Origin of the sequence: Lactobacillus sp. ESL0680 (assembly GCF_029392855.1) — a bacterium.
GTDB lineage: Bacteria > Bacillota > Bacilli > Lactobacillales > Lactobacillaceae > Lactobacillus.
In genome coordinates, this window is the sequence record NZ_CP113945.1 from 1,233,980 (window position 1) to 1,260,785 (window position 26,806).

31 protein-coding genes and 1 other RNA gene are annotated in these 26,806 nt (G+C 39.9%); 3 read left to right on the forward strand and 29 right to left on the reverse strand.

Going from position 1 to position 26,806, the window contains the following annotated elements:
* Window positions 1-8 precede the first annotated feature (8 nt).
* The 5 genes from groES to OZX58_RS05860 all read right to left on the reverse strand — a co-directional run bounded on the left by groES (window position 9) and on the right by OZX58_RS05860 (window position 4,750).
* The gene (gene groES / locus OZX58_RS05840) at window positions 9-293 is read right to left on the reverse strand and encodes a co-chaperone GroES (protein WP_277130681.1); all 285 of its coding nucleotides are present in this window, start codon (window positions 291-293) and stop codon (window positions 9-11) included.
* A 283-nt stretch (window positions 294-576) separates the two neighbouring features.
* Window positions 577-2,469, reverse strand: a complete 1,893-nt coding sequence (locus tag OZX58_RS05845) for a M13 family metallopeptidase (RefSeq protein ID WP_277141765.1) — start codon at window positions 2,467-2,469, stop codon at window positions 577-579.
* Window positions 2,470-2,757: 288 nt separating this feature from the next.
* Complete coding sequence (locus OZX58_RS05850; protein ID WP_277140634.1) at window positions 2,758-3,795, reverse strand: MFS transporter; 1,038 nt, start codon at window positions 3,793-3,795, stop codon at window positions 2,758-2,760.
* Window positions 3,796-3,829: 34 nt separating this feature from the next.
* Complete coding sequence (locus OZX58_RS05855; RefSeq protein WP_277140635.1) at window positions 3,830-3,952, reverse strand: hypothetical protein; 123 nt, start codon at window positions 3,950-3,952, stop codon at window positions 3,830-3,832.
* Between the two features lie 150 nt (window positions 3,953-4,102).
* Entirely contained in the window at window positions 4,103-4,750 is a 648-nt protein-coding gene (locus OZX58_RS05860; protein WP_277130679.1) for a redox-sensing transcriptional repressor Rex, read from the reverse strand.
* A gap of 418 nt (window positions 4,751-5,168) precedes the next feature.
* On the opposite strand from OZX58_RS05860, the gene OZX58_RS05865 reads away from it, so the two are divergent.
* A complete protein-coding gene (locus tag OZX58_RS05865; RefSeq protein ID WP_277140636.1) occupies window positions 5,169-7,094 on the forward strand; it encodes an ABC-F family ATP-binding cassette domain-containing protein in 1,926 nt (641 codons plus the stop codon).
* 51 nt (window positions 7,095-7,145) lie between these two features.
* Here OZX58_RS05865 and tsaD read toward each other — a convergent pair whose 3' ends face one another.
* The 18 genes from tsaD to OZX58_RS05955 all read right to left on the reverse strand — a co-directional run bounded on the left by tsaD (window position 7,146) and on the right by OZX58_RS05955 (window position 19,520).
* The gene (gene tsaD, locus OZX58_RS05870; protein ID WP_277140637.1) at window positions 7,146-8,195 is read right to left on the reverse strand and encodes a tRNA (adenosine(37)-N6)-threonylcarbamoyltransferase complex transferase subunit TsaD; all 1,050 of its coding nucleotides are present in this window, start codon (window positions 8,193-8,195) and stop codon (window positions 7,146-7,148) included.
* Window positions 8,192-8,767 carry a ribosomal protein S18-alanine N-acetyltransferase gene (gene rimI / locus OZX58_RS05875; protein WP_277141766.1) on the reverse strand — a complete coding sequence of 192 codons (576 nt, stop codon included), beginning with the start codon at window positions 8,765-8,767 and terminating at the stop codon, window positions 8,192-8,194. Before rimI ends, tsaD begins: the two co-directional genes overlap by 4 nt.
* Complete coding sequence (tsaB, locus tag OZX58_RS05880; RefSeq protein ID WP_277140638.1) at window positions 8,751-9,491, reverse strand: tRNA (adenosine(37)-N6)-threonylcarbamoyltransferase complex dimerization subunit type 1 TsaB; 741 nt, start codon at window positions 9,489-9,491, stop codon at window positions 8,751-8,753. The genes rimI and tsaB overlap by 17 nt, the downstream gene beginning before the upstream one ends.
* 29 nt (window positions 9,492-9,520) lie before the next feature.
* On the reverse strand, window positions 9,521-10,039 hold the full coding sequence (locus tag OZX58_RS05885) for a folate family ECF transporter S component (protein ID WP_277140639.1): 519 nt from the start codon (window positions 10,037-10,039) through the stop codon (window positions 9,521-9,523).
* Between the two features lie 58 nt (window positions 10,040-10,097).
* Window positions 10,098-10,835: an acyl-ACP thioesterase domain-containing protein gene (locus OZX58_RS05890; protein ID WP_277140640.1), complete on the reverse strand. Its 738-nt coding sequence runs from the start codon at window positions 10,833-10,835 to the stop codon at window positions 10,098-10,100.
* The gene (rsmI, locus tag OZX58_RS05895; protein ID WP_277140641.1) at window positions 10,835-11,698 is read right to left on the reverse strand and encodes a 16S rRNA (cytidine(1402)-2'-O)-methyltransferase; all 864 of its coding nucleotides are present in this window, start codon (window positions 11,696-11,698) and stop codon (window positions 10,835-10,837) included. Before rsmI ends, OZX58_RS05890 begins: the two co-directional genes overlap by 1 nt.
* A gap of 12 nt (window positions 11,699-11,710) precedes the next feature.
* Entirely contained in the window at window positions 11,711-12,058 is a 348-nt protein-coding gene (gene yabA, locus OZX58_RS05900; RefSeq protein ID WP_277130672.1) for a DNA replication initiation control protein YabA, read from the reverse strand.
* A gap of 11 nt (window positions 12,059-12,069) precedes the next feature.
* On the reverse strand, window positions 12,070-12,930 hold the full coding sequence (locus OZX58_RS05905; RefSeq protein ID WP_277140642.1) for a DNA polymerase III subunit delta: 861 nt from the start codon (window positions 12,928-12,930) through the stop codon (window positions 12,070-12,072).
* On the reverse strand, window positions 12,930-13,253 hold the full coding sequence (locus OZX58_RS05910) for a cyclic-di-AMP receptor (protein WP_277130670.1): 324 nt from the start codon (window positions 13,251-13,253) through the stop codon (window positions 12,930-12,932). The genes OZX58_RS05905 and OZX58_RS05910 overlap by 1 nt, the downstream gene beginning before the upstream one ends.
* Window positions 13,254-13,257: 4 nt before the next feature.
* Complete coding sequence (tmk, locus tag OZX58_RS05915) at window positions 13,258-13,905, reverse strand: dTMP kinase (protein ID WP_277140643.1); 648 nt, start codon at window positions 13,903-13,905, stop codon at window positions 13,258-13,260.
* A 103-nt stretch (window positions 13,906-14,008) separates the two neighbouring features.
* Window positions 14,009-14,239, reverse strand: a complete 231-nt coding sequence (locus OZX58_RS05920; RefSeq protein WP_277130668.1) for a YaaL family protein — start codon at window positions 14,237-14,239, stop codon at window positions 14,009-14,011.
* Window positions 14,239-14,838, reverse strand: coding sequence for a recombination mediator RecR (recR, locus tag OZX58_RS05925; RefSeq protein ID WP_277140644.1), 600 nt, complete (start codon window positions 14,836-14,838; stop codon window positions 14,239-14,241). Before recR ends, OZX58_RS05920 begins: the two co-directional genes overlap by 1 nt.
* Window positions 14,839-15,177 carry a YbaB/EbfC family nucleoid-associated protein gene (locus tag OZX58_RS05930; protein WP_277130666.1) on the reverse strand — a complete coding sequence of 113 codons (339 nt, stop codon included), beginning with the start codon at window positions 15,175-15,177 and terminating at the stop codon, window positions 14,839-14,841.
* Window positions 15,178-15,192: 15 nt separating this feature from the next.
* On the reverse strand, window positions 15,193-17,010 hold the full coding sequence (dnaX, locus tag OZX58_RS05935) for a DNA polymerase III subunit gamma/tau (RefSeq protein ID WP_277140645.1): 1,818 nt from the start codon (window positions 17,008-17,010) through the stop codon (window positions 15,193-15,195).
* Between the two features lie 52 nt (window positions 17,011-17,062).
* Window positions 17,063-17,162: signal recognition particle sRNA small type (gene ffs, locus OZX58_RS05940), an RNA gene on the reverse strand.
* Between the two features lie 25 nt (window positions 17,163-17,187).
* Window positions 17,188-17,682, reverse strand: a complete 495-nt coding sequence (gene tadA / locus OZX58_RS05945; protein WP_277141767.1) for a tRNA adenosine(34) deaminase TadA — start codon at window positions 17,680-17,682, stop codon at window positions 17,188-17,190.
* A 2-nt stretch (window positions 17,683-17,684) separates the two neighbouring features.
* Entirely contained in the window at window positions 17,685-18,305 is a 621-nt protein-coding gene (locus tag OZX58_RS05950) for a class I SAM-dependent methyltransferase (protein WP_277140646.1), read from the reverse strand.
* Between the two features lie 72 nt (window positions 18,306-18,377).
* Window positions 18,378-19,520, reverse strand: coding sequence for a serine hydrolase domain-containing protein (locus OZX58_RS05955; RefSeq protein ID WP_277140647.1), 1,143 nt, complete (start codon window positions 19,518-19,520; stop codon window positions 18,378-18,380).
* 191 nt (window positions 19,521-19,711) lie between these two features.
* Between OZX58_RS05955 and OZX58_RS05960 the strand changes: the two genes are divergently transcribed.
* Window positions 19,712-20,245: a hypothetical protein gene (locus tag OZX58_RS05960; protein ID WP_277140648.1), complete on the forward strand. Its 534-nt coding sequence runs from the start codon at window positions 19,712-19,714 to the stop codon at window positions 20,243-20,245.
* A 38-nt stretch (window positions 20,246-20,283) separates the two neighbouring features.
* On the opposite strand, the gene OZX58_RS05965 is transcribed toward OZX58_RS05960, so the two are convergent.
* The 3 genes from OZX58_RS05965 to OZX58_RS05975 are packed head-to-tail and all read right to left on the reverse strand — an operon-like array spanning window position 20,284 to window position 22,823.
* Entirely contained in the window at window positions 20,284-21,225 is a 942-nt protein-coding gene (locus tag OZX58_RS05965; RefSeq protein WP_277140649.1) for an SLAP domain-containing protein, read from the reverse strand.
* A gap of 32 nt (window positions 21,226-21,257) precedes the next feature.
* Window positions 21,258-21,815, reverse strand: a complete 558-nt coding sequence (locus tag OZX58_RS05970; protein ID WP_277140650.1) for a L,D-transpeptidase — start codon at window positions 21,813-21,815, stop codon at window positions 21,258-21,260.
* A gap of 9 nt (window positions 21,816-21,824) precedes the next feature.
* On the reverse strand, window positions 21,825-22,823 hold the full coding sequence (locus tag OZX58_RS05975) for a serine hydrolase (RefSeq protein ID WP_277140651.1): 999 nt from the start codon (window positions 22,821-22,823) through the stop codon (window positions 21,825-21,827).
* Between the two features lie 118 nt (window positions 22,824-22,941).
* Here OZX58_RS05975 and OZX58_RS05980 point away from each other — a divergent pair, with 118 nt between their 5' ends.
* Complete coding sequence (locus OZX58_RS05980; protein WP_277140652.1) at window positions 22,942-23,985, forward strand: C40 family peptidase; 1,044 nt, start codon at window positions 22,942-22,944, stop codon at window positions 23,983-23,985.
* A gap of 38 nt (window positions 23,986-24,023) precedes the next feature.
* Here OZX58_RS05980 and OZX58_RS05985 read toward each other — a convergent pair whose 3' ends face one another.
* From OZX58_RS05985 to OZX58_RS05995, 3 genes are all read right to left on the reverse strand, one after another.
* A complete protein-coding gene (locus OZX58_RS05985) occupies window positions 24,024-25,061 on the reverse strand; it encodes an NlpC/P60 family protein (protein WP_277140653.1) in 1,038 nt (345 codons plus the stop codon).
* Between the two features lie 86 nt (window positions 25,062-25,147).
* A complete protein-coding gene (locus tag OZX58_RS05990; protein ID WP_277140654.1) occupies window positions 25,148-26,098 on the reverse strand; it encodes a C39 family peptidase in 951 nt (316 codons plus the stop codon).
* 293 nt (window positions 26,099-26,391) lie between these two features.
* Window positions 26,392-26,547, reverse strand: a complete 156-nt coding sequence (locus OZX58_RS05995) for a hypothetical protein (protein WP_277140655.1) — start codon at window positions 26,545-26,547, stop codon at window positions 26,392-26,394.
* Window positions 26,548-26,806: the final 259 nt, after the last annotated feature.

The window sequence follows — 26,806 nt, forward strand, 5'->3', positions numbered from 1 at the left end:
CTCCTTAATTACTTAACAACTGCTAAAATATCTTTTTCGTGAAGAACTAAGTATTCTTCGCCTTCATGTTTAACATTAGTGCCAGAGTACTTATCGTATAAAACGACGTCGCCCTTCTTAACAGTCATTGGAATCTTGTCGCCAGTTTGGGTATAAGTACCTTCACCTACAGCAACAACTTCACCTTCAGTTGGCTTTTCTTTAGCATTTGATGCTAAGACGATGCCGCCAACAGATTTTTCTTCTTCTTCTTTAACTTTTACGATCACGCGATCACCGATTGGTTGTAACACGATTGCCTCCTAAAATTAAATTTGATAATTTTTATTTTCTTTATATCAGTTAGCACTCTTATTAGCTAAGTGCTAACTTACAAATATGATAATAACCTCTTTTGCCAAAAAATGCAAGAAAAATTAGCACTTTTTTACTTAAAGTGCTAATTTTATTTTTTGCAAACTCTTAACCCGCATAACTTCGCATATAATTCAATATTTTTTTGATTAATTCAGCCACAACAAAACCCCTGAGATTAACTTCAGGGGTTCCTATTAACTAATATTTATGAAAGAAATACTACCAAATTAGTACGCGCTTCTTGGGCGATAGCCACATGCCATCAGTCTTCTTAACCTTAAAGACCTTGTAAAAGTCCGGTTGGCACTGCACTTGGACATTAGCCCGCAAAGCATCAGGAGAGTGAACATCGTTGGCAAGCAAGTATTGCGTCCATTCTGGACTTGCTTTTATTCGCCAAATTCGGGCGTAATTTTTAAAGAGTTCACGTAAGCTAACATGATCTTTCTTAGCTGCAGCTATGGCTACGGATAAGCCACCTTGATCGGCAATATTTTCCGATACTGTCAGCTTACCGTTAACCTTTTTACCGCCATACTTAATACCATCGAATAATTTGATTTCTGCATTAACACGCTTATTAAATGCTGCGTGATCTTTTTTAGTCCACCAATTATGCAGACTGCCATACTTATCAAACTTAGCGCCATTATTGTCAAAGGCATGAGAGATTTCATGACCAACAACTGTACCAATGCCACCCAAGTTAGTAGCCTCACTTTGCTTCTTACTATAAAATGGAGCTTGCAAGATAGCGGCAGGAATATTGATATCATTTAAGCTAGAATCATAAAAAGCATTAACTTCATCACCAGTAATGCCCCAGTCATCACGATCAACTGGTTCATCTAACTCTGAGACCATTTCTTTAGTGTCCTTGATATCCATTGCTTTTTGATTAGCATACAAACTGCCGCCTTGGCTTGCTGGGACTACTTTTATATCATCATAAAAGTCGCTAACATCGCCTGGGTACCCGACCTTGACCTTCATTGCCTTTAATTTAGCAATTGCTTTTTGTCTGGTTGACTTAGACAGCCACTTATTTTTTTGCAAACGTTGTTCGTAAATTTTTAAAATTTGCTCAACCATCTTAGTGACATCTTTTTTAGCAGCAGGGCCAAAATAAGTTTCACCATAATATTCACCTATTAGGTCATTATATTCACTATTTGTAATTGCAAAAGCCTGCTTTGCAGTTGAAGGCAATTCTTTTTGACCAGTTTCTGCCTGCGCAAATGGAGCGCTAGCGTCAATAAATTGCTGTGACAAATCCCCGGCAACGCTATTAATGAATTCAACAATCATCCAGCCCTTAATTTCAGCGAAGTTATCCTTATTAAGCAGCCCATTAACATTATTCAAAAAGTCTGGATCCGTGACAATAATCTGATCAGGTTCTTTGCCGATTGCTCCCTTTAAAAATCCAGCCATATCAAAGTTGCCAAATTTTGCTTCAAAATCTTTGACACTCATTGGATGATAATTGCTAGTTACTTCAGCACTATCTTCAGCTGACTTAGTGTTTTGAACGATCTTACTATCAAACTTAATTGCGTTTTCGGCATAAGTAGTGGCTTCATCTTCCGGCACGCCAGCTAATTTTAATAGGTTGATAGATTGTTTTTGATAAATATCAAGTAACTTTTTCGAATTGGGATCCTGATAGCTAGTGGCGTCAGATAAAATCGTTCCCGCAGAGCCAAAGTAGAGGGCATTCTTGCGGGCGTTTTTCAAATCAGGCTCAACCTCCCAGCCAATCGGCAGCGGCATCATTTCATTAAATAATTTTGCAGCGTTGGTATTAAAATCAGCAAAATCCTTAATATTTTCCAGTTCTGCCAAATCCTTCTTGATTGGCTGAGCACCGTCACGGTTGCGTTGATCCATATCTAAAGCTTGCTTATAAAAATCAACGGCTTTGGCAAAATTAGGGATATTCGGCAATGGCTTTTTGCCATTAGCAAAAGCTGCCATATCTTGGCTTAATTCAGTATTTACCTTAGTTGAAAGCTCGTTAAAAGTACCTGTACTAACACCATCAGCTGGAATTTTAGCTTGCTTTAACCATTTAGAATTAATAGCTAAATACAAGTTGTCTTGCGGACGCATACCAACTTTGGGTTTAAGTAAGCTGCCAATGCCCCCACGTTGTCCTTTAACTTGCTTACTGCGATGTTGCGTTTTACCTTTACTAGTGGCAGCTAAAACCGGCTGACTGAGATAATTACTAGTATTAGTTAAAACAAGAGACCCACTCATTATAATAGCAGTCAATATTGCTATTATTTTCGATTTTTTCTTCATTTACTTACCTCATGTACAAATAACTTAATTATTTTAGTTTTATTATAGCAATATTTGACTGCAACAAATATATTTTTTTGTGCAAAGTATTCTTCATTGCAGCTTCAATTTAATCAGTTGCTTGGCACACATAATGTATAAAGAAATAATCATTGCACTAACAGCGATTACAAAAATCAAATGTCCATCCACCTTGACCAAAAAGCCGCTAACTACTGACATCATTGGACCCATCATTCTTGTTAAAGTTGTTGACGCCGAAGTTACCATCCCGCGATATTCTTTTTTGGTTAGTGCTTGCACAATTGTGAAAAAGTTAGCCTGTGACCACACACTGCCGACTGATACTAAGACATAACCAATCGTCACTAGCCAAAATGAATGCAGTCCTAGCATGACACTAAAACCAATTAAAATAACTAAACCACTGATTAGCAGCTGCGAGCCAACTGTAAATCTTTGATTAAAATGTAAATAAATAAAATTTGCAGTAATTCCAGCAACTGAAGCTACTGTATAAAAGATACTAATCTGCGTAACCGATATTTGCATCGTTTGTTTTAAAATGAACGTTAACATTGGCACTACAACTTGAAAACCTAAATTAGCTGCCAAAAAGCCAATAATTAACCATTTTAAGTGAAAGTCATGCCAAATAAATTGCAATCCCGCAATAGTTTTATGAGCAATATTTTTAGTTGTAGCTATCGACTTTTCTTCCGGTAGCTCCTTAATTGTTACTGCTAAATATGCAAAACTAACGCTATCCAATAAAAAGCCAGTAAAATAGCCGACTAGATTAATTATCAGGGATGCAATTCCGGGACCAAACATACGCTGAACTGAAGAAATCAGCCCAACACTTCCCGATACCTGAGCCAACTCTTGTGGAGATAAATCTTGGGCAATCATGGTCTGATAACCAACCCAAGATAGTAAGTCAAAAAAGCCAAAAGCAAAAATTATTACCAAAATGCTCCACAAAGGTAAGTGATTGTTAATCATTATTGGTACAAATAATGCCAAAATCATTTGCATCACTAACGCAGTCAGCATTACGTTCTTTTGGCAATAGACATCAAAGAGTGCGCCAATTACCAAGCCAAATAACGCAGTTGGCAAATATTCCATTGCACTGAGCAATCCCATTGTTACTGATGAATGATTATGAATGATTAATCGTCAGCATTAACAGCGGTACCGCAAACGTGTAAAACTGGTCACCAAATCCTGATACTGCATACCCTAACAATAATTTTCGTTTATTATTAAAATTTTTATTCTTCATTTCCTCGATTATCCATAAAAGCTGTATTATTTTTTAACAAAACAATACAGCTTCTACTTCTGCATCGATTACACTTGCAATTTTGATTGTAACCACCTCTACTTTACTAAAACAAAAAAAGCCATTTACACAAGTGTAAATGACCTTAAGTTAAATATTCTTTTCATTATCCTTGTCGGCATCAAGGAAATAAATTAACGTTTGTAATTCAGTTGCCAAATCAACATTCTGAATCCGAATTCCAGTCGGAGCAGACAAGCGAATTGGCGTGAAATTCATTATTCCCTTAATTCCTGATTCGATCATTTCATCAGCTGTTGCCTGTGCAGTTTCAGCTGGAACCGTCAAAATTGCAATCGAAATCTGTTGATCGCTCAATTGCTTTTTCAATTCGCTCATGCTATAAACTGGCACACCACTTAAAATTTTGCCGGTAATTTCTTCTTTAATATCAAACGCACAAGAAATACGAATGTTGTTGCTTCTCTTAAAGTTGTAATTAAGCAAGGCATGCCCTAAATTACCAACACCAACCAAGGCAACATTAGTCAACGTATCTTGATTCAAAATCTTTTTAAAAAATGATAAGAGGCTCTTAACATCGTAGCCGTAGCCACGCTTGCCCAGTGCGCCAAAGTAAGAAAAATCACGTCTAATTGAAGCACTATCAACCTGGACTGCTTCCGACAATTCGGTTGAAGAAACTTTTTCTTTGCCACTCTCATTTAAAATAATTAGATAGCGATAGTAGAGTGGCAATCTCTTTGCTGTCGCTGTCGGAATTTTTATCTTTTCCATTTTTCAAACGGCCCCCAACTTTTATTTGTGAATAAAGCACTAATCAGTCTTATTTTACTCGCAAAATCACATTTAATGCAAATATTTTTTCACAATCTATTCAATTCTATCATAGAAAAGCCTTGTAACTAATAAATGTAGGCCTCTTTTATCCAAGCAAATAATTTAACAAGACCACTTAATAGATTAATCTTCCCTCTTATCATGTTATTGGCACCACTTGCCTTAATTAAGCAGACAAACCTCCTATCCCCGCTTAAAATTGCTATAAACAAATGAATAGGAGTCAACAATGTTACTTGAAACACAAAAACTAATCCAGCGTAATTCACAACTCAAATAATTTTCTTTTTTCTTACCTATAAAGATACACCAGAATTTCAGCTCTTATGCTAAAATGGTCTCTAGGTGAAAATATATGATAATTGCACAAGGGCACGATTTAGAAAAACAATTCGGTGCCAATACTCTATTTAAAAACGTTAACTTTTCAATTGATGCAAATGCGCGGATCGGACTTGTCGGGGCAAACGGTGTCGGCAAGACGACACTGCTTAAAATTATGACCGGCGAAGAAGACGCAACCCATGGTGAATTTACAATCAACAAAAACATTGCTGTCGGCTACATCGCTCAGGAAAATAGTCTCGATGAAAATAAAACCATCTGGAACGAGATGCTGGATGTTTTTGCCCCATTAATTAAAATGGGTGAAAATATCCAAACAATGCAGGAGCAGATTGCCAACCATCCTGAAGATGAGGCCTTGCTCAAGCAATACGACCAGATGCAGTTCAACTTTGAACAGCAAGGCGGCTACACTTACCAATCTGATATTAAAAGTATCCTGAACGGCTTTAAATTTCCTGAAGATACGTGGACTAAGGTAATTGGCAGTCTTTCTGGCGGTGAAAAAACTCGTCTAGCTTTTGTTAAGCTGCTGCTGCAAAAGCCGCCACTATTGCTGCTTGACGAGCCAACCAACTACCTTGATTTAGATACATTGGACTGGCTAGAAAACTTCCTTAAAGGTTATTCTGGCGCTATTTTGGTAGTCTCTCACGACCAGTACTTTTTGGATCATTTGGCTAACCAAATTTTTGAATTACAATTTGGTAAACTGACCGCCTTCAAGGGCAACTACTCTGATTATGTTGCCCAACGAGAACTGCGTGATCGCCAGCAAGAAGAAGCCTACGAAAAGCAACAGGATAAAATCAAAAAAGATGAGGAATTTATCCAAAAGAACATTGTTCGGGCCACTACTACTAAACGAGCACAAAGCCGGCGTAAGCAACTCGAAAAAATTGAACGGATTAAGCCGCCTAAACATAAAAATAAGGTTCGCATTACCTTCAAGAGTGAGCGCCCATCTGGAAAAGAAGTTTTAATTTTCAATCACTTGTCAATCGGTTACCCAACCAAAACCATGGTGCAAGATATTTCTTTTCAGGTTAATAAAGGCGACCGTGTTGCGGTTATTGGACCTAACGGTATCGGTAAGTCCACGCTTTTAAAAACAATCATGAAGGACTTAACCCCTAAAGAAGGCTCAATCAAGTACGGCGCTTCGCTTGATATTGGCTATTATGACCAAGAATTGCAACAACTTGACCCAGGCAAAACCGTGCTTGATACAATTTGGAATCGCCATAAGACGATGCCTGAACGTGATGTGCGGTCAATCCTAGCCAGTTTTCTATTCACTGCCAAAGATATTGACAAGACTGTTGGCCAATTATCTGGTGGTCAAAAGGCCCGCTTGACCCTAACTGTTTTATCACTTGAACATAACAACTTTTTGTTAATGGATGAGCCGACCAACCACTTGGATATTGAAGCTAAAGAGGTGCTCGAGCAAGCTCTGCAAAAGTTCGATGGTACCCTGCTCTTTGTCTCCCATGACCGGTACTTTATCAACCAGCTGGCTAATAAGATTGTTGCCGTTAAAGATGGTCATGCCAAAACTTACGAAGGTAACTACTCATATTACTTAGACGAACAAGCTAAACAAACTGCTGCTAGTGCAACAATTCCTGCTGGTCAAGATACACCCGTAGAAGCAGCGACTGCAAATTCTACTAAACTGTCTTATCAAGAGCAAAAGCAACGCGACTCACAAAAGCGTAAACTGCAACGCCAAGTAGAAGATATTGAAGCCAAAATTGAAGAATTGGAACAAAAAGAGCAAGAAATTCAAACGCAAATGGCTAATCCCGACATTGCTTCTGACTTTGGTAAGTTAGGACCACTGCAAGAAGACCTAACTGCTACTCAATCTGAATTAGATAAAGCTAATGAAGATTGGGAACAAGCATTAACTGAATTAGAAAATTTTGAATAACAAAAAAAGACGAAGAAGTTACTTACTTCCTCGCCTTTTTTAGTTTAATAATTATTCCAGCAAACTCTTCGCATACGGTAATTCCAATGACGGATCTGCATTGAGCGTCATATCAGCAAACTTACCCTCATTATACAAATTATAAGCCGCTGCACCAATCATCGCCGCATTATCACCACACAACTTAAGGTCGGGCAAAATCACCTTTGGCCGTATCTTTGCCGGCAAGGCTGCAATTTCCTGACTCATGCGGTCACGCAAACCGTGGTTAGCAGCTACACCGCCACCCATAATAAAAGTTTTTGGTTGATACTCTTTAATTGCACGAATTGTCTTAGTAGATAACACATCCACAACCGCTGCCTGAAAACTAGCAGCCAAATCATACTTATTAAGTTCCTGATGTATTTGGTCAGCATGGTGACAAGTATTAATAAAGGCACTCTTTAGACCAGAAAATGAAAAGTCATAATCATCGTCAGTCAACATTGCTCGTGGAAAGTTAAACGTATCTTGACCCTGATGTGCCCAGTCATCAATCGTTTTACCAGCCGGATATTTCACACCCAGAACTCGACCAATCTTGTCGTAAGCTTCTCCTGCAGCATCATCGCGGGTATCACCAACAATTTCAAAGTGCGTGGGATCTTTCATCAAGACAATTTCAGTATGTCCCCCAGAAACTTGCAAGGCAAGAGCAGGATATTCAATTTCATCTGTTAATTGGGCCGCCATAATGTGACCCATAATATGGTCAACACCGATTAACGGAATCCCCGTAGCCATCGAAGCAGCCTTGGCAGCACTAACACCAATTAATAGTGCTCCAACAAGTCCAGGACCGTAAGTTACCGCAATTGCATCAATATCATCCCAAGTGGCATTTGCTTGCGCCAATGCTTCTTTAGTAATTTGACTAATTACCTCAATATGATGACGACTAGCAACCTCTGGAACTACCCCACCAAAACGTTGATGGCTCTTAATTTGCGTTGCCACAACCAAACTTTCAATTTCACGGCCATTTTTAATGACTGCTGTAGAAGTTTCATCGCAAGAACTCTCATAAGCTAAAATCCGAATATCTTTTTGTTTGCTCAAAACTTAATCCCTTTCTTATTTCGTGTTTGTGTTAAATCCAGCACCATATTTAAGCCATCTGTTTGTGTTTCCTGATAATAATTCGGTCGAATAAAAGTTGGACTGAAGCCAAGCTGCCGGTACAATTTTTGCGCTATCAGGTTATCCACGCGAACTTCCAAGCTAACGCATTCGCAGCCCCACTCTTGTGCTAATTCAATCATTATCTGCATTAACTGTGTGCCTAAGCCTTGCCCCTGCCAATTAGGAGCAACCGTGATATTAGTTATGTGCGCTTCAAGCTGATTGATACGCACACCTGCATAAGCAAGCAAGGTTGAAGATTGATAAACAACTAAGTATAGCAGGTTAGACTTGGCTAATTCTGACTGAAAGACCTCCGCATTCCACGGCATTCGCCCATTGTAAGCCTGCGTTTCCAGCAGCAGCATATTAGAAATATCATCAGGCTTCGCCCGCATAATTTGAACGGTTTGACCAGCAATGGTAAACACAAATGGCTGAAATTCTATCTTAAGTGGCTGTTTTTTAAAATGAGAAAAATAATTATGCTGCTTAAACTTCTTCCACATAATTACTATCTGGCTCAAACGGCTTCCCCGTCTTCTTGTGCCAGTCAACCTCTGCCTGCGTCCGCCGCAAATAATTAGGTAATAACTGGTCAGGATCAGTTGGCGTTGCTGCTTCTGCTAGTTTGCCAATTAAGCCAGCATGAATAACATTTTGGTCATCAGTACCGTAACTAAAGGGTACGGCCAATGCCTTAATTAATTCTTCCTGCTTAGTAAAGCCAGACCCAATAAAGATAATCTTGCTTAACGGCTTATTAGCTAAATATTCCTTAACAGCTTCCAGCAATGATGAAATATGATAGTGACCATCAGCCAGGACGTTAACTGGCAGGCCTCCTTCATTAACATAACCACCAGCAAAATAGTTATCGTTACGGGCATCAATTCCCGCTACAATCAGCGTATCCTGATCGCTGCAGCTAGCAGCCAAAGCCTGCAAGGTTGAAATACCGACAACTTCTTTATTCAAAATGCTAGCAAACATTTTAACCGTCGTAATTCCAATCCGCAATCCCGTATAAGATCCCGGTCCAATTGCTACCGCAAAACGGTCAATATCTTTTAACTGCAGGTCATTTGCCCGCAGGATTTCATCAATTAAAGGATCAAGATGTTCACTATGGTTGCGCTCATCCTGCTCACTTTTTTCAACAATAACTGATTGGCCGTCATTCAAGGCTACGCTCAAGTGATTAGTGGCCGTTGATACACTTAAAATTTTCATTTCAGATTACTTTTCCCTTTTTAAAAAATCTACCTTTTCATTTTAACACGAGAAAGGGCCTGCAAAACAAAGTAGATAACAAACATTTGTACCCAAGGAACAATTAATTCTTTAGGTAGTCGCTGAACTAAGGCTGCATTAAAGTTCAAACCATACAAAACGTGCACCCACAACGTATTCAGACCGACGTTAACAATTATGGTAACCAGCAAGGTCGACAAGATAATCCGCCAAATCTTAACTGGCCGTTGATAAAAAAATAGTCCATAAATTAATGGCCCAACCATCGCACTAAGTGTAAAACCGATGAAATAACCACCTTGATTACCAAAGATAGCTGAGGAAACAAGGTCCCCAATCGCGCCGCCGACACCGCCCCATACGGGACCAAAAATGAAGCCTAGCATCACGCTCCCAATAAAATCAAGACTGACGTGAACAACTGCCGTGCCAATACTAAAGCGATGCAAAATTATTTTGATTGCAATTACGACTCCAAGTAGAATTAAGTCACGCAATTCTAGTTTTAGCGTTCTTTTTGAAATCATCGCCAACACTTCCTCTCATTAAAAAAGCATGACGACCAGTCATGCTCAATTAATTATATTATATTTTGCGCCAAGTTAGTTCACAAACGGCTCTAGGATTGCTTTCTTCATCCTCAATCACATGATAGGACTTAATATCTTGCCCATCATCCTGTACACTAACATAGGCAAACGGCTCCTGACCATAGGTTACTTCCTGATTGAACTTAATATCAATGCTTTGAATAATGTGCTCACGCAAAAATTCGCGGTCCAGAGTATCAATAAACCAACTAAAATAATGACCGTTAGTCATATGATGGTTAGTATCTAGGTCATCATAGCGAACGCGATACTGCCGCTTCACTTGGTATTCCTTTTGCGGCCGCAAGCGAGGAAAACGTGGCAATTTCTTTAATAAGGGAATACCTAAGTCGGTCATCATTTTTTCATCTGTTGCGACCATTTTACGCTTTTTTAAGTCAAACAAGACCCATTCACTCTTAACCGTAATGAGCGTCTTACCTTGTTCATCAATAAAGTTAAAGTCCCGATACTCCAAGAAGCGATTATAACCAACAGCATCAGTAGTAACTGTAATGTGATCGTTAGGTTGAGGCAGGGCTTGAACCTCAATATGGTATTGCGTGACAACCCAGCCCAAACCACGCTCGGTCAAGGCATTAGTACTTGCCTCACCACTACTTAGTTGGTGCTCGGACACACTCATCATCAAGTCAACCATTGCCGGCAGCTTCAAATGCTGGTTTTCATCACATTCATAATATTCAATTCGTTTTTGTTCACTATATTTCATTAGTTGCCTCTGTTTTGATGATATTGATCGTAGAGTTCATTTTTCGAAACATTGTTCAGCTGGGCTACTTCTTTAATGGCTGATTTTTTGCTTTCACCTTGAGCAACTCGATCATCCACTAACTTAATTAACTCAGGCCATGTTAATTTCTTGGTTTCAGCTGTACTCGGCGATACCAGCATGACAAATTCGCCGCGCGGTGCGTTTTCAGCGAAATAATCATTCAATTCGGCAACCGTTCCCCGCACAAACTCTTCATGAATCTTAGTTAACTCTCGCGCCGCCACAATCTGTCTATCCGGTTCCAACACCGTTGCCATATTCTTTAACGTCTTAACCAGCCGATGCGGTGCTTCATAAAAAATTGAAGTTGCATGAGCATTCGCCATCTCTTCAAAATAAGGCTTCTGCTCACCTGCTTTGCGGGGCAAAAAGCCGTAATAGGTAAACGGCTGTGCATCAAATCCCGAGGCAATTAAGGCGGTCGTAAATGCCGACGGACCGGGCAGCGGTACTACAGGAACATTATTTTTAATACACTCCTGCACTAAAATATATCCTGGATCAGAAATAACCGGCATCCCCGCGTCACTGATTTCCGCAATTACTGCTCCCTCTTGCATTAGTTGCACTAATTCCGGCGCGCGCTGCTTAGAATTATATTTGTGAAAAGACAGCATGTGGTTATGCACGCCAATCTTCTCTAACAAAATGCCACTGGTCCGCGTATCTTCAGCCGCGATATAGTCTGCATCTGTTAATACCTTTTTAGCCCGAATTGTAATATCTTCTAGGTTCCCAATTGGTGTTGGTACCAAATAAAGCTTGCCTTTATCATCCGCATAACTACTTTGCCGCTGCATTTTATCCGTCCTTTAATGTACTTTCTTCTTTTTCTTTTCGCCGAAATTATCAAGAATATCCAAACAAAACATGCAATCAGAACTTGGATCACGGTGTGAGCCATAGTACATGTTGCAAATATGATAACCCGAGTTATAAATCTGCCGCAAGGACTCAAGTCCACTCTGAGTCTTAATTGTTCCGTTATGCACATTGGCATTCGTCATTTTGTCTAGTTTTTCACGTAAAAGTTGGTTCTCAACCTTTAATTCGGTATTTTCCTTGAGTGTATCTAAAATATCATTTTCTAAACTCTCGATTGTCTTGGTCATTTTCATCATCGAATCGTGGAGTTGTTGCAATTTTGAATAAGAATCCACCATCAAACCACCTACCGTTTCCACTGCAAAGCCAGATAATCCAATAAGTTACGGAAATTAACATTGCTGTAACGCATCTTGTCAATTTCTAATAAATTTTGGAGCATCTTAGCCCCCGCCTGTTGATCTTTATCATTTAATTCTGTTTGTGCCATTTTCTTTAACATTAGCCAAACATAATTTTGGCTAGCTTTACTTTTAGCAACATCCGCTAATTGATGGGCGCTGACAATCGATAGCAGATCGTATTCCAACATTTCTTGATAAAAATATTTAATCTCTTGGTCCAATTTGCGGGTATCGCCAAGCTCAAGAATCTGGTCTTTGGTGAAGCCGTTCTGAATTAAAAATGCAGTTTTACCATCTGCTTGATCGCCAGCCGCAAAATTAATAATTTGTGTTCGCGAACGCACTGTCGGCAAAATTTGATCTACATTATTGGTAATCAAAATTGTGACAACAGGAGCAATTGGTTCTTCCAGCAAATTAAGTAGGGCATTAGCTGCCGGCAGCGTTAATTTTTGTGCCTCATTAATAATAAAAAAGCGGCAGCTGCTCTGAACCGGACTTTTACCTAATTCTTCCTTCAGCGGGCGAATCTGGTCAATCCCTAAACTCTGCTTACCTGCAGTAGTTACCAGCAAGACATCAGGATAGTTCCCTGAAATAATCTGCCGACAATTCTGACAAGTACCATCTGGCCGCTTTTCACCGGTACAATTAAATAAACAGGCAAGCCAATATGCGGTATTGACAGCCTCATCTTCATCACGGTCAACAAATAAATAGCTATGCGCCAGCTGCTTTTGCTGGTAAGCACGTTCTAAAAAAGCTGCCTCCTTGGCACCTTTTTGCGTAAGATCAATAGCCATTAAAATTGCTTAAACGCTTCTACTGGTAAGACAAAGCAAGTCGCGCCGCCAACCGTAATTTTAATTGGCTGACTGCTCATGTCAAAGCCTGTCATTACCATATTAGGGTTCATATATTCTTCGCGCGCCTTGGATTCTTCCTTAATGATGTGTAAAACTTCCTTTACATGTTCATCATCAATCCCAATAAGAAATGTGGTATTGCCTTGACTCAAAAAGCCACCAGTTGTAGCTAACTTAGTCGCACGAATATTTTCTTTAACCAATGTCCGCTGCAGCCGACTGGCATCTTCTTTTTGTACAATTGCGATTATTAACTTCATCAAATCAGTCCTTTAGCAATTCTTTTGGTAAACGGTTTACAACAATTTTAACACAATCTGCTACTACCTTACTAAGAGGTCGATTAGCATTAACAACCTCAATGCGGTCGGAATATTGCTGGTTAACCCACTGGTAACCCTGATAAACTTTTTGGTGAAAAGATAATTTTTCTTGTTCAAGCCGGTCTTCTTGACCGCCATGGTCCTTAGCAATCCGCGCTAGGCCTACCTCAGGCTGTACATCCAAGAAAATAGTTACGTCAGGTTCAATCCCACTAGTGGCAAAATCATTGATCGCCTTAACCGCTTCAATTCCTAAGTCTCGGCCAACACCTTGATAAGCTAATGAACTGTCAACAAACCGATCGGAAAAGACAACCTGGCCCTTTTCTAACGCCGGAATGATTGTTTCTGCCATGTGCTGACTTCTTGAAGCCGCATAAAGTAATGCCTCAGTCTTCGCGCTCATAGCGATATTAGCCGGATCCAAAATAAATTGCCGAATTTGTTCCGCGATTTTTGAACCACCTGGCTCACGAGTCACAAGATATTGTGCCCTAAGCTTAGGGGCAATTTGGGCTACAACTTGTTCCAAAACCGTACTTTTTCCGGAGCCATCTGGCCCTTCAAAACTAATAAAAAAACTTTTCATAAAACTCTCCCATGCCTCTATTTTACAGAAGTTCTTTCTATATTAACACCCCAACATACTTTTAATTTTAGCAAAAATAAAAAAGCCTACCTTGGTAGACTTTTTATTCAGAAATAGCATTTGTGTAACCACTAAATCTTGTATGCCGACGGCGAGCTTCATTATACAAAAAAGAATATTTCGCCTGCAAAATTTTGTTGGCAATAATATTGTCGTCCGACATATCTAACGTTGTCGGATCCAAACTTTTTTGCACAGCAATTTCATCCTGCAGCTTTTCAATCACGGCAACTAGTTTATCGTCGCCCATTTCTTTAACCTTAGTTCGTGCCATTAGATTGATGTTCTCCCTTGAACTGCGCGCTTCAGCGTAATTGAATTGGCATACTCAATGTCGCTGCCGACTGCCAATCCCGCTGCTAGCCGCGTTACTTTGATCCCAGCCGGCTTAATCAACTTGCTAATATACATTGCCGTAGATTCACCTTCTGGAGTAGAGTTTAACGCCAAAATCACTTCTTTAACACTATCCTGCTTTTGCAGGCGGACAATTAACGACTTAATGTTAACTTCCTCGGGACCAATCCCATCCATTGGCGATAATACGCCATGCAGAACATGATACAAACCGGTATATTCGCCCATTTCTTCAAAGGCCATCACATCTTTAGGCTGCTCGACAACCATAATCGTCGTCTGGTCGCGCTCAGGATTAGCACAAATTAAGCATGGATCTTGCTCAGTAATATTGCCGCAGATTGAGCAGCGCCGCAATTTTTCTTTGACATCTTTAAGAGCTGTACCAAAGTCATTAACATCATCGTCTGGCATATCTAGTGTATAAAAAGCCAGCCGAGTGGCTGTTTTTTCACCAATGCCCGGTAATTTCATATATGAATCAATCAAATGCGCAATCGGTGTTGGATATTGCAATTAAATCATACCCTTCGTGTACTTACCTAAACTCGCTTGGGTGGCTTGGTCAATTTCTGATAAGCCTTTGTTAACAGCATCAATGATTAAATCCTGCAGCATATCTGGATCATCAGGATCGATTGCTTCCTTGTTAATCGTAATCTCTTTTAACTTACGGTCACCGCTAAAAGTAGCAACAACTAAGTCGTCAGCAGACTTGCCCACAAATTCTTGAGCTGTAATTGTTTGCTGCTCCTGCATCATTTGTTCCTGCATCTTTTTAGCTTGCTTCATCATTTGCTGCATGTTCATTCCACCCATGCCGCCCATTGCACCAAAATTAGGTCTCTTACTCATTTTGCTCTCCTTTATTTAATCTTTGATATTAACCACATCACCAAATAAGTCTTTGGCTTTTTGAATAACTTCATCACTTGCAGTTTGCGTGTCAGAAGCAGCTGGATCACTTGCCGGTTCTTGACCTGTATGCTCTTTTTTCTTCGCTAGCAGGTCTTTGCCATGCGTTTGCAAAAAGTCTTTGCGCACCTTGAGCCAGTCTTCATCTGGCACCAAGACGATCTCATAGTCATGCTGCGTAAACTTGGCAATCTCACTAGTTAACTTAGTCAAAAAGTTGTCATCTGCACTAGCATTTTCAAACCACAAAGTATACTTACACTTCATTACTACTTGGTCGGAACTAGCTGCTACCGGCTGCAGGACATCAAGCAAAGCTCGCTGTGAAACTGACAGAACTGACTGCAAATCCGGCCAAATATCTTTAAGCGCCAGCAAGTCTTTTTTAGTTGCGTTTTCTAACACATGATAGACTTGCTTACGATTCTGCTCATTAGCATGGTCAGTGTTATGTACACGTTTTTTCTTTGGCTTTTCAGTTACGGTATGGCTTGCCTGCGATTTACTTTTAGCAGCAGAATCAATATGGTAAACCTGATCGCGATTAGTCTTGCTTGGCTGCTTAGATAAGTTCGAAAATTTTTCAGTTAAATCCACTACTTGCTTTTTTAAAGCCGTAATTTCAGCTTGCAAATCAACGCTTTTATCATCAGCCAGTGCAGGTACACTAGCAGCCGGCGCACTAGCCTCAGCCTCTTGCTCACCGTTAGTACTTGCAACCAAAAACACCTCTAGCGGAATTTGCTGCTGATTGGTATAACGCAAATCATTCAATGCCGTATTGGCTGCCGTAATTAACTGAAAATAGCGCTGCGTTGGGACAGACCCAATCTTTTGTATAAAATCGGCACTCAAGAAATTACTCTCATTTTGCCCCTCTGCCTTAACTACCATCAAAGCATTAGTCGCCATATCAATCAATTCATCCAGAATATTTTTTGAAGTAGCACCATTTTTTAACTCTGCTTGAGCTAAAGTCAGGGCTTTGGCTGTATCTTTTTCTAACAGCGCCAGCAAAATTTCTTCAATTTTTTCTTTAGCCGCAAAACCGGTAATCTGCAGGGCATCGTCATAATTAACCGCATCTTTTTCATAACTCAGCAGTTGATCCAAAATGCTCAAGGCATCCCGCATCCCACCGTCAGCAACCTGTGCAATGACGGCTAACGCCTTATCTTCATACTTAATCTGCTCTTGGTCCAGAATATACTTCATCCGCTCTTCAAGATCAGTTTGCGCAATTCGTTTAAAATTATAGCGCTGCGTCCGGGAAATAATGGTAGCCGGGACCTTTTGCAATTCCGTCGTTGCTAAAATAAAGACAACATGCTCCGGCGGTTCTTCCAGTGTCTTGAGCAGAGCGTTGAAGGCCCCAATCGACAACATGTGAACTTCGTCAATAATGTAAACCTTGTACTTACCCTGTGTCGGCGCGTATTTGACCTTATCGCGAATCTCGCGAATCTCATCAACACCATTATTAGAGGCGGCATCAATTTCCATAATATCGGACATTGCACCCTTGTCGGCAGCCAAACAATTAGCGCATTCGTTGCAGGGCTCGCCATCTTGCAGATTAATACAATTCAGGGCCTTAGCAAAAATCTTGGCACACGAAGTTTTTCCAGTCCCCCGAGGACCAGAAAACAGAAAAGCGTGCGAAACCGTACCGCGCTTAATCGCATTTTTTAGAGTATTCGTAATATCTTCTTGACCGACAACACTGTCAAAAGTGCGGGGCCGCCATTTGCGGTATAACGCTTGATAAGCCATGTTCATCTTTCTCTAGTAAAAAACTCTTAACTCTTTTGCAGAGTTAAGAGTTTATTGATATCTAATAAAAGGCACATGCCTGAGCAACCTTAGTGCTGCTACCTTCCGGTCCTGACACGCTTCAGAGGTCAAACATTGCCCAATAAATATGATACCGTATTTAGCGTGACTTTTCCACTACTTTGCTGAATTTTTCGCTAATTTTTGCTGGCGGCGAATTTCTTGAAAAAAGTCCTTCAGTATCTTACTTGCCTCTTCACGATACAAGCCGCGCACAACATTCGGATGATGATTAAACTTCGTGACAGCAAACAGGTCAACAACACTGCCAGCTGCACCAGCCTTGGGGTCAAGTGCGCCATAAAAGACATTCTTAATGCGCGAATTAATAATCGCACCGGCACACATTGAACATGGCTCCAAAGTCACAAACAAACTGCAGTCAATCAGCCGCCAGCTGCCAAGCTCTTGGCAGGCTTGTCTAATCGCCATCATCTCGGCATGCTGCGTACCATCTTGGTCAAGTTCACGCCGATTGTAGCCTGTGCCAATTACTTGCCCATCAGTATCAACTACAACAGCACCAATTGGCACCTCACCTAAGTCTTGGGCTTTTTTAGCTTGGTCAAAGGCTAGCTGCATGTATTTTTTCTTATCTTCACTAGAAAACATCATTAATTGTTCACTGCCTGTAAAATATAGTAACCCTTGTCCCGCATTAAGACGCTGCAATTACCAAAAGTTTCTGTCAGCAACTTGCGGGCACTTGGTTCACCCTGCTTCTTCTGAATAACAACCAGCAAGACGCCACCGATTACCAAGTGATCCTTTGCACCGGCTAAAATACCAGAAACTACCTTTTTACCAGCACGAATTGGTGGGTTAGTTACAATTAGACCAAACTTCTTTTCTGCAGGAACATTCTGGTAAATATCAGATTGGTAAATCGCAACATTAGTAATTTGGTTTAATTGGGCATTTTTACGGGCTAATTCTAAACCCCGTTCGTTGACATCAACCAGATCAACAGATTGCTCGGGCCAGAATTTCGCCGCAAATAAGCCTAGCGGGCCGTAACCAGCACCAACATCCAAAATATTAGCTGCTGGAAAACTCACATCAGCCATTGCCTTAATTAACACGCCGGAACCATAGTCAACCCGCATTTTTGAAAAAACACCGGCATCAGTGTTGAACTTCAAATCCACGCCGTTGACGTGATAATCAACCACATGTTCATCATGCTTGGCGGTTGGATTTGCCGCAAAATACATTTGATTTTTTTCGTTAGCCATTACTCGCTCATTTCTAAAATTAATCTTTCACTAACAATTTTACTCTTAAAATCCCTGCCAGTAGCTAAAAGATTACTCTGGCAAAAAGGTCCCTGGCTTAATATGCTGCAAAATGCGGTAGCCGACTTTCTTCTCTTTAGCTGCACGATCATTAGTTTGGTTCAAAAACATGATAATCCCATTTTGATTATCAGCAGTTAATTGTGCCCACATACCAAAGTGAGTGCCATGCAAATTACCATAAGCAATCTTTAACTTGCCGGACTTTTTTATATGAAGACCACCGGAATAAGCCGTAACTTTACTTTCCAAATTGGTTAAATATTGAAACTGCTTCTGCGTCAAAATTGTCCCATCAGTCAAGCCGCACTGGATTTGATAATATTCCATTGGCGTTGTCAATAGATTGCCAGCACCTAATAATTGTGAGGCAAATGCCTGTGTCAAATTCACGGTATTACAGTAATTAGCACCACCATTTGAGTAATATGAGCTTGCTATCAACTTAGACTTAGGTAAAGCCGCAGCCGTAAATGTACTCTTCAAGCTCAAAGGCTTAACAATTCGCTTATGTAAATTGGCCTGGTAAGATTGCCCCGTTTCTTGGCGGATAATCCCCGCCAGCAAAATATAATTTGCATTATTGTAATTATAATCACCAACTTTGGCGAATGAAAATTTATTAGCATTGGCAACTGTCATCTTAATTGCGGCACTTTCAGAATACTTATGCTTGCGCCAAACCTCAGTATTCGTTGGTTTAATGCCCGATGTATGGGTTAACAAATTGCCAACCGAGATTTTCTTAGCATTCTTTAGGTCAGGGAACCACCGGTCAATTTTCGTATTTTGGTTAAACTCCTGATTAGTTTCCCTTTCCTCGGCCATAATCTGTACAATCATTGCACCCGTAACTATCTTTTGCAGTGAGCCAGTTGGATAAACAACTTTGCGGTTACCATTCCCGATTTTGCGACTGTTCGAGGCGTAACCATAACTAATCTTTTGCGGCACGCCATTTTTAATTACCACAATTGAGCCGCGCACATGATTTTGCGCCATTGTGTGGCGGACAAATTTACGCAGCGACTTCTTTCCTGAAGTCGCTGCTGCTACTTGTTCAGGCTGACAGATATTCGGCATCCCAATAGTGCTGATCCCAAACAGTAACGCCAATTCAACTATTCCAATTTTAAAAATACTTTTCTTCTTCACAGTTAATATTAATATTCCAATCTGATCTTTTTAAAACTTTACTGCCAAAGGCATACTCATATAACAGTAATATTTTTACCCCTGTTATTCAAGTTTAACAAAGCTAATAAACGAGGATTTTACCATTTTGTCTCTTTTCGGTAACAAAATATGAGCTTATAATAAGGTAAAATAAGTACAGGAGATTACAAATGAAATTTAAGCACACTTTACTAATTGCGACTGCCTTAATTACGATTGGGACAATCGCAATAGTTGCCCCACAACCCGCTGCAGCTAGCGTTAAAGTCAAATCTTATCCTAAAAGTATGCGCGGCACGTGGTATTACTATGATACCTACACGGGAAAGCTCGATAAGGAAGTTTTCACCAAAAAGACCGCTAAATTCTACGTTGGCAAGAAAAAGGTCGGCTACAATACATTACACACTTATGTTAAGCACGAGCAATATCTAAGCGACAAGACCTACTTACAAAAGACAGGCCATTGGGCATACGCCAATGGCAGTACTACTGTTAATGGTCTAACTTGGCTTAACATCCGCGGCTGGAATCAGGGGATGGGTAACGGTCTTTACTATAATATGACCACACTTGACGGTAACGAAATTCTAACCAATGCCAGTGGCGCCAAAATTTGGGTCGACCATCATGCATACCGCACACCAGAACTCGCTAAAGCCCTTGAAAACAAGCATTACCAATATTTTAATTATCAAGAATAAATAAAAACACTTCGTAATGAAGTGCTTTTATTTTTGGCTTAATATGTGACCCCAACAGATGAATAAACATACCCATCAGTCGTGGTTGCAGCCCCAACACCAATTGTCTTGTCATTTGGGTTAAGCAAAATATCGCGGTGACCCCAATTAGAAGCCGCATCATCATAGATGTATTCAAAGATGGCATTATCAGCAACATCAGCTGATGTGCCGCCATTTGGTGCAGGCTCCAATTCCTTATTGGCATGATTAGTAATCCAGCCCCACGGATCCATTGCAATACATTCAGCGATACTATGATATGAAATGCCAGCCTTATTAAAATAATCTTCCAAAATAAAGTTACCAGCTGCGTCTACATGGTCAAAATTACTTGGCAATAAGGCAGCTCGTTTTTCAACAACTTCATCATAGTGGGTATCTTCGGTTACTGGCGCCAAATTCCGCTTTGCACGTTCTTCATTAAGGTCTTGCAAAAATTCTTGGCGAAACTCATTAATTGAAAAATCTTTAATCGTTGACTGTTTCGGCTTCTCTACCGGTTTAGTTGGCTCAGGCTTTGCAGTATTGGCATTAGTTGGCTTATCCACAACGGGTTTAGGCGTTGCTATATTAGTTGAATTATTGGGCTTGGAATTAGTCGCAGGTGAATTTTCAGCTTTTAACAACTTTACCTTGCTCGTCAAGACATATCTACCATGGCCAATTGCATAATACTTCTTGCCACGGATTTTTTTCGTGCCGTAAATTGTGATTTTTTTACCCTTTTTCAGGATTATTTTACCAACACGATGGCCCTTTTTATTGAAAATACGGGCCTTTTGTTTGAGAAGAGCTGTTTTGGTTAAAGCCGGAACATGTAATGTTGTTTGCGCCGTGATTGTCTCAGCACTTGCAACATCATTGCTCAGTGCCAAACCGCCCCATGCGCAGCCTAGAGCAACAGTTGTCATCATTATTTTATGATAATTAATTTTCATTTTTTACCATCTTTTCCTAAATCCACTAATCTTTACTTAATAATCACGCGCATCCCCGTTGGTGCATGATGATAAAACCACCGTGCATCGCTAGTGCTCAAATGGACACAGCCATGAGAGGTTGGCTTTTTACCCAATTTTTTAGCAACTGACTTAATCGTTTTGTGCTGTAGAGTGCGCGAGTTTTCATGGAACAAGTATAATCCGCCTTGCAAAAAGCCTACCGCATATCTGGCACCCATTCGTTCACTGTCTGAATAAAACCACGGTGCGCGATAAGTATTTATTCGGTAATGTCCCCGCGGCGTTTGATTGTGCGCACCAGTTGAAACATAAAATTCATAACGCGTCTTTTTCCCCCGCTTTAAATATGCCCGCTGCTTTTTAATCGAAACAATAATGCGGTCTTTTTTAGCACTTAAATGCTTGGGGTATGGCTTAATCTCAGATGACTTGGTATAACTAATTGGTTCGCGCATGTCTGTCTGTGGTACTTCATCACTGGCATTGACTGGTAACGAACTGCTTGATAAGGCAATTCCGCAAACTACAAAACCAATAACTAATAATCGAACTTTTTTAATCATCATTCTTCTTCCCTAATTATTTAAATTCTGATAAGTAAAACGCATCAACTTAGCTGTATCAGAAAACTCGTTATTGTCATGCAGTGTAACTGTAATCAAGCCAGCACCCTTGCGGCTACTGCCAACAAAACAATAACCTGCTCGCGGCGTCCAACCTGTCTTCATACCATCAACCTTAAATGATTTGTGATAGTATTTTTTACCCGGAAGCATCCGATTTTGGTTAACCATTCTCTGCCCCGCAACCTTCATAGACTCAGTCGCAAAATACTTCATCGAACTCGGATAGTCATGAGCCACGTGATAAGCAATAACTGCTAAACTCTTAGCCGATAATAAATTCCCCGAAGTCCGGCCGCCATTAACATAGTAGCCATAGCGCGCCAAATCATCATTTTCCAGTCCCGAAGCTGATGTAAATTGGGCCTTAATATGCCACAGCTTAGCCTGCTTGTTCATCATTTTAATAAATTTGCGGTTTGAGCCAGCAACCCATTGGCCTAAGCGAATTGCCGAATTATCATCAGAATCAATAATCGCCGATTCAAATATCTGCTTAACAGTATAGGTGTAGCCTTTTTTCGCATGAAAACCATCGAAGTTTGGATTGGTCCCCATTTTAATCAACGACTTAGAAAATTTAAGCCTTTTTTGCCAATCATGCGGGTGATTAGCCAACTTACGTCTAGCTAGATAAATCGTCATCAATTTTCCGGTTGATGCGGTCAAATATTTTTTATTAGCATTCTTTTGCAATAAAATCGCACCGGTTTTGCGATTAAGTACAATGTATGCCCTCGCCTTAGTCTTCGGCTTCTTAGCAATTATTTGGCCATCACTCTGACCAACAGTTTTTGCTTGATGATGACTGTACACCTGCTTTTTCTTTTGATGCAGCGGCATCGCACTTTCATCAGTTATTCCTGTACTAGTAGCTTTAACGGGAATAACCGCACTAATTAATAAGCAAAAGATTGCGGTAATCCCCATAAAGCAACGCCTAGTTTTCAAATTTAACAGCCTCCCACGTAACTATTCATTAACATTCATTTCAAAAATAATCATTCACGCACTCTATTATAATATAAAATATTAACTGTGTATTGTATTTTTAAGAAAGGACCCTAATATGTTAACTAAAGTCAAGCATTTTTTGACTGCTCTATTAATTAGTATGGCCTGCATTTATGGCACTAGCATTAAAGTCATGGCTGCCACTCAAGAATCAGCGCCAAATACTCCAAGTCAAGCAGCACAAAATAACAACCAGCAGACTGCCCCAACAGATGCAGCCGCTGCAAAGCCAAATAACACTATTTATCACCAAAAAGGTTCTGGCGTCATTTTCCAAACTCATTATGGCTTCAGTAAAAAGTTGAACCAAAAAGGTAAGGCAGCTAAAGGCTACTATAATAAACGAATTAACTATTCTAAAGTTGCCCAAACTGCTAAAGGTACTTTTGTTAAAACAAAACATGGCTGGTTAAACAAAAATGCGTTCAATCAATATTTAATCACTAAAAGCAAATTAAATTATAAGATGAAGGTTAACGCTAATAGCTCCTTGTATAACAAGCCCGCTTATACTAACGGTGCTCGCAAAATCACCACCACCAATAAGCTTTGCCTTAAAAACAAATGGGTGCACGTCAATATGATTGCACACACTAACATAAACATTACTTATTACCGGTTCAACTTTAATCACCAAAACTATTGGATTCAAGGTGCAAAATTAAAGTTCAACCTAAATACCTTGAAAGGCAATAGTCGCCAGTTAGAACGTGCCATTTCCAAAGGCGAAAAAATGATTGGTCATTCTGTTTATAATGAAACCACGCGCCACTATGATTGTTCCAGCTTTATGAATTACCTCTACTCAAGTATTGGCCACCATTTAGGTTCAACAACATTCAGCCAATGTAAAAATGGCCGCGGCGTTAGCTACCAACATAAAAAGCGTGGCGACTTGATTTTCTTTGACGATAAATCTGATGGTCACTTAGCACACGTTGGGCTTTACTTAGGCAAGGGACTTTTCTTGCACGATAGTCCATATACAACTACTGGCGGCGTTGACGTTTCAAGTCTACATGACACATTTTGGAATTCTCGCTCTGCCAAATCGAAAATAGTCCATTACCCTGATGGTATTGTTAGAAGAATTATTTAGAAACAAAAACGCACTTCTGTTGAAGTGCGTTTTTATGATTAATTTCTTTCGTGAACTGTCTTAGAATTAGTCACTGGGAAAATTCGTTTAGCATAATAATATTGTTGGAAGTTAGCAGCAGTTACTGTTACTCCCCAATTAGGCCATGAGTGCAAGGCCTTGTTATTACCTAAGTAAATACCAACATGATAAACATCTGGTTTTGGCCGACCATAGAAAATAATGTCACCACGTTTTAAATGGTTCAAGCTGACCGTCTGTAAAGTGCTGCTTTGAACAAACGAACGACAGCCCCATTCATGGGTTGAATGCCATCTTGGATTGGCCGGCGATGGATCAATTCCAGTAGCGTACATACATTGCATAATCAGCCCTGAACAGTCAACCGAAGTTCCCGGCGTCTTAGAAGTAAAGTCAATCCAAGCAGTACCCGCATTTTTATATTGATAGCCGCGCTTGATAAAAGCCTTAACGTAGTCGCTTCTAGTTGAAGCATAATTCAAACTCTTGTCAAGTGGACTAGTGTAGTAACCCTTTAAATGCAAACTCTTCATGTGTAACTGCCGATATTGCTTAGGAATTTGGTAACGGCGCACAGTTGAGATCTCAATTTTGGCACTTTCAGCCGAAGTTGCATCATTGGTTTCAGGAGCATACAAACGCCAAGTGGTATGCAGGCTATGATACCAAGCTGCAGGATAAGTTACCGTAAATGTCCCATCCGCACTAGTAGTATATTTCTTTTCATCAACATACTTCTTGCCATTCCATTTTTGTAAGTATACCGGCCGAATTTCCTGACTGTTTAAAGAAACTTGATCCTCAATCTTATCCCCGGCCGTCCACTTATATTTAGTACTTAAACCACTAAATGTAGTTGTTGTTTTTGCAGTATTATTTTCCGGCTTACTAGTATCTGCAGGCGAAGTAGTTGTATTATTAGCAGCCATCTGACTTGAATTACTTGCCGCAGTAGTTGAACTAACACTATCAGCTTCAACAATTGTTCCTGATGTTAAACCACCTAATAGCATTACTGCTGCAGCGCCAGCAAATAATTGTTTCCTATATTTCATCTTTTTTCCTTCCAAAATACAAATTAAACTAACTAGCAATATAATATCATTAGCAATTAGATGTGTAAATTAGATTTGGAATTATTCTAATAGCTCAAAGCCCTTAAACCATCACCTCGCCAGTGATTAATAAATTCATTCTCACTCATTGCAGCTTTTTTGCCAGTCCAAGGGTCGTTGTAAAAAATTTGGCCATCATGATAACCTGTCAAAGCTAACGCATGATTAGAAAAACCATCGACATCCTTAACCCAAGCAACCACTAAATGTGAATGCAGCAATTTATTTTTAACTGCCGCTAGACTACTGCCAGTCATTACTTTAGCTTTACCTAAATAATGCTTAACCACACCTTTAATTCCATTTGGCGTTACCCAATAGCCACCTGGATATTCCTTATAAGGTGAACCAATAAAGCCCTTATCCGGATTACTGCTGCGTGGCGTTTTCTTGGCAACTGTAAATTTAGAAACTTTTACACCAGCAAAGTTTAACATCATTGTCACAGCAGTCATTTCACAGCCCGTCGGCAGTTCAGGCCTCTGACTGATTACTTTGGCATTATTTTTAACCCCAGTAATTTTGCCATTTTCAATCCAATAATATGCTCTTTTGGTCGAAGTTGAAACTTCACGACGTTGCCCATTTGTCCCGTAATAGCTATAGGTTGCATGATGCGGCGTCTTTCTCACGCCTGTAAGCATGGATCCATTTTTATCAAATAGATAATGCGATTTTCCTATTGTTGTTGCACCTTTAATTTTTTGTCCGGATTTATAGTAATAGGTCTTTTTGCCATTTACAACCCAGCCCTGCTTTTGTGGTTTAGGCTTAGCAGTTGTCGTGGTCTCGGAATCACTTGCAGCACTATTTTGCTTCGTATTATCATCCTGCTTGGCAGTATCAGTTTTATTAGCCTCTTGAACAGTGTTTTGCTTGTCAGCTGGCGTAGTGGTTGCGGCTTTAACCGTTGTAGTCGACTTGCAGCCCATTAATGCAAGAACAGTAATCATTGTAGCAATGATTTTTTTATTCATAATTTTTCTGTACCCTTCCAAATAAATTACTATACTATTATAATTTACGCTTTTGTAAATTTGGGTTCAATAAATTTTTTAGAAAAGATTGGGAACTAGTTATATTACTAATTCAAATTATTTTGAATATTGCTTTTATAGATGATATAATTTCATTGTAAATAAAAAGGGGTTGCGCTAGTTACACAACTCCCTGACGTAGATTCCACTAAAAGTGGTTTACTACCTGAAATGTTGTTTTTGACAAAACCGTCATTCCAAGCAGAGGTAGACGGTTTTTTGTTTACCCAAAATTACTTGAGTAAACTTCTTAGCAGTTCAACTACTAATGGCAGTAGATTTATTATCACTGCTGCCAGCAGCTGGTACTGCTTCATTTTAGCCAGCTTAAATGCCAATCCGACTAAACTAATAGCGAAAATTAACATCAGTGCCAAAATGATTTGCACCTACCTGTCCTCCCTTCTTTCAGTAGATTGGAGTATGAATCCACTCATGCTCATAGGCACCAGTCCTTTCACTCACAGGTAGTAAACCGTCTTTTAACTTTTCTACATCGCAATAATTATAACAAAATAAATTACTGCTAGTGTCACATATTTAGAATTTTTGCTTAATCTCTGTTACTAAGATAAATTGTACAGCTCTAACATATTTGAACGGCAAATCAATAAAACAAAAAACGCGCATCCGCAAATTGCAGATACG

Excerpts from the sequence above, each read along its gene's own strand:
- OZX58_RS05845 (WP_277141765.1), bottom strand. The coding sequence starts at position 2,469 with ATGCGTCCGCAAGACAACTTGTATTTAGCTATTAATTCTAAATGGTTA.
- OZX58_RS05850 (WP_277140634.1), bottom strand. The coding sequence starts at position 3,795 with ATGGAATATTTGCCAACTGCGTTATTTGGCTTGGTAATTGGCGCACTC.
- OZX58_RS05855 (WP_277140635.1), bottom strand. The coding sequence starts at position 3,952 with ATGAAGAATAAAAATTTTAATAATAAACGAAAATTATTGTTAGGGTAT.
- OZX58_RS05860 (WP_277130679.1), bottom strand. The coding sequence starts at position 4,750 with ATGGAAAAGATAAAAATTCCGACAGCGACAGCAAAGAGATTGCCACTC.
- OZX58_RS05865 (WP_277140636.1), top strand. The coding sequence starts at position 5,169 with ATGATAATTGCACAAGGGCACGATTTAGAAAAACAATTCGGTGCCAAT.
- rimI (WP_277141766.1), bottom strand. The coding sequence starts at position 8,767 with ATGTGGAAGAAGTTTAAGCAGCATAATTATTTTTCTCATTTTAAAAAA.
- tsaB (WP_277140638.1), bottom strand. The coding sequence starts at position 9,491 with ATGAAAATTTTAAGTGTATCAACGGCCACTAATCACTTGAGCGTAGCC.
- OZX58_RS05885 (WP_277140639.1), bottom strand. The coding sequence starts at position 10,039 with ATGATTTCAAAAAGAACGCTAAAACTAGAATTGCGTGACTTAATTCTA.
- OZX58_RS05890 (WP_277140640.1), bottom strand. The coding sequence starts at position 10,835 with ATGAAATATAGTGAACAAAAACGAATTGAATATTATGAATGTGATGAA.
- rsmI (WP_277140641.1), bottom strand. The coding sequence starts at position 11,698 with ATGCAGCGGCAAAGTAGTTATGCGGATGATAAAGGCAAGCTTTATTTG.
- OZX58_RS05905 (WP_277140642.1), bottom strand. The coding sequence starts at position 12,930 with ATGGCTATTGATCTTACGCAAAAAGGTGCCAAGGAGGCAGCTTTTTTA.
- OZX58_RS05910 (WP_277130670.1), bottom strand. The coding sequence starts at position 13,253 with ATGAAGTTAATAATCGCAATTGTACAAAAAGAAGATGCCAGTCGGCTG.
- tmk (WP_277140643.1), bottom strand. The coding sequence starts at position 13,905 with ATGAAAAGTTTTTTTATTAGTTTTGAAGGGCCAGATGGCTCCGGAAAA.
- OZX58_RS05920 (WP_277130668.1), bottom strand. The coding sequence starts at position 14,239 with ATGGCACGAACTAAGGTTAAAGAAATGGGCGACGATAAACTAGTTGCC.
- OZX58_RS05930 (WP_277130666.1), bottom strand. The coding sequence starts at position 15,177 with ATGAGTAAGAGACCTAATTTTGGTGCAATGGGCGGCATGGGTGGAATG.
- dnaX (WP_277140645.1), bottom strand. The coding sequence starts at position 17,010 with ATGGCTTATCAAGCGTTATACCGCAAATGGCGGCCCCGCACTTTTGAC.
- tadA (WP_277141767.1), bottom strand. The coding sequence starts at position 17,682 with ATGTTTTCTAGTGAAGATAAGAAAAAATACATGCAGCTAGCCTTTGAC.
- OZX58_RS05950 (WP_277140646.1), bottom strand. The coding sequence starts at position 18,305 with ATGGCTAACGAAAAAAATCAAATGTATTTTGCGGCAAATCCAACCGCC.
- OZX58_RS05960 (WP_277140648.1), top strand. The coding sequence starts at position 19,712 with ATGAAATTTAAGCACACTTTACTAATTGCGACTGCCTTAATTACGATT.
- OZX58_RS05965 (WP_277140649.1), bottom strand. The coding sequence starts at position 21,225 with ATGAAAATTAATTATCATAAAATAATGATGACAACTGTTGCTCTAGGC.
- OZX58_RS05970 (WP_277140650.1), bottom strand. The coding sequence starts at position 21,815 with ATGATGATTAAAAAAGTTCGATTATTAGTTATTGGTTTTGTAGTTTGC.
- OZX58_RS05980 (WP_277140652.1), top strand. The coding sequence starts at position 22,942 with ATGTTAACTAAAGTCAAGCATTTTTTGACTGCTCTATTAATTAGTATG.
- OZX58_RS05985 (WP_277140653.1), bottom strand. The coding sequence starts at position 25,061 with ATGAAATATAGGAAACAATTATTTGCTGGCGCTGCAGCAGTAATGCTA.
- OZX58_RS05990 (WP_277140654.1), bottom strand. The coding sequence starts at position 26,098 with ATGAATAAAAAAATCATTGCTACAATGATTACTGTTCTTGCATTAATG.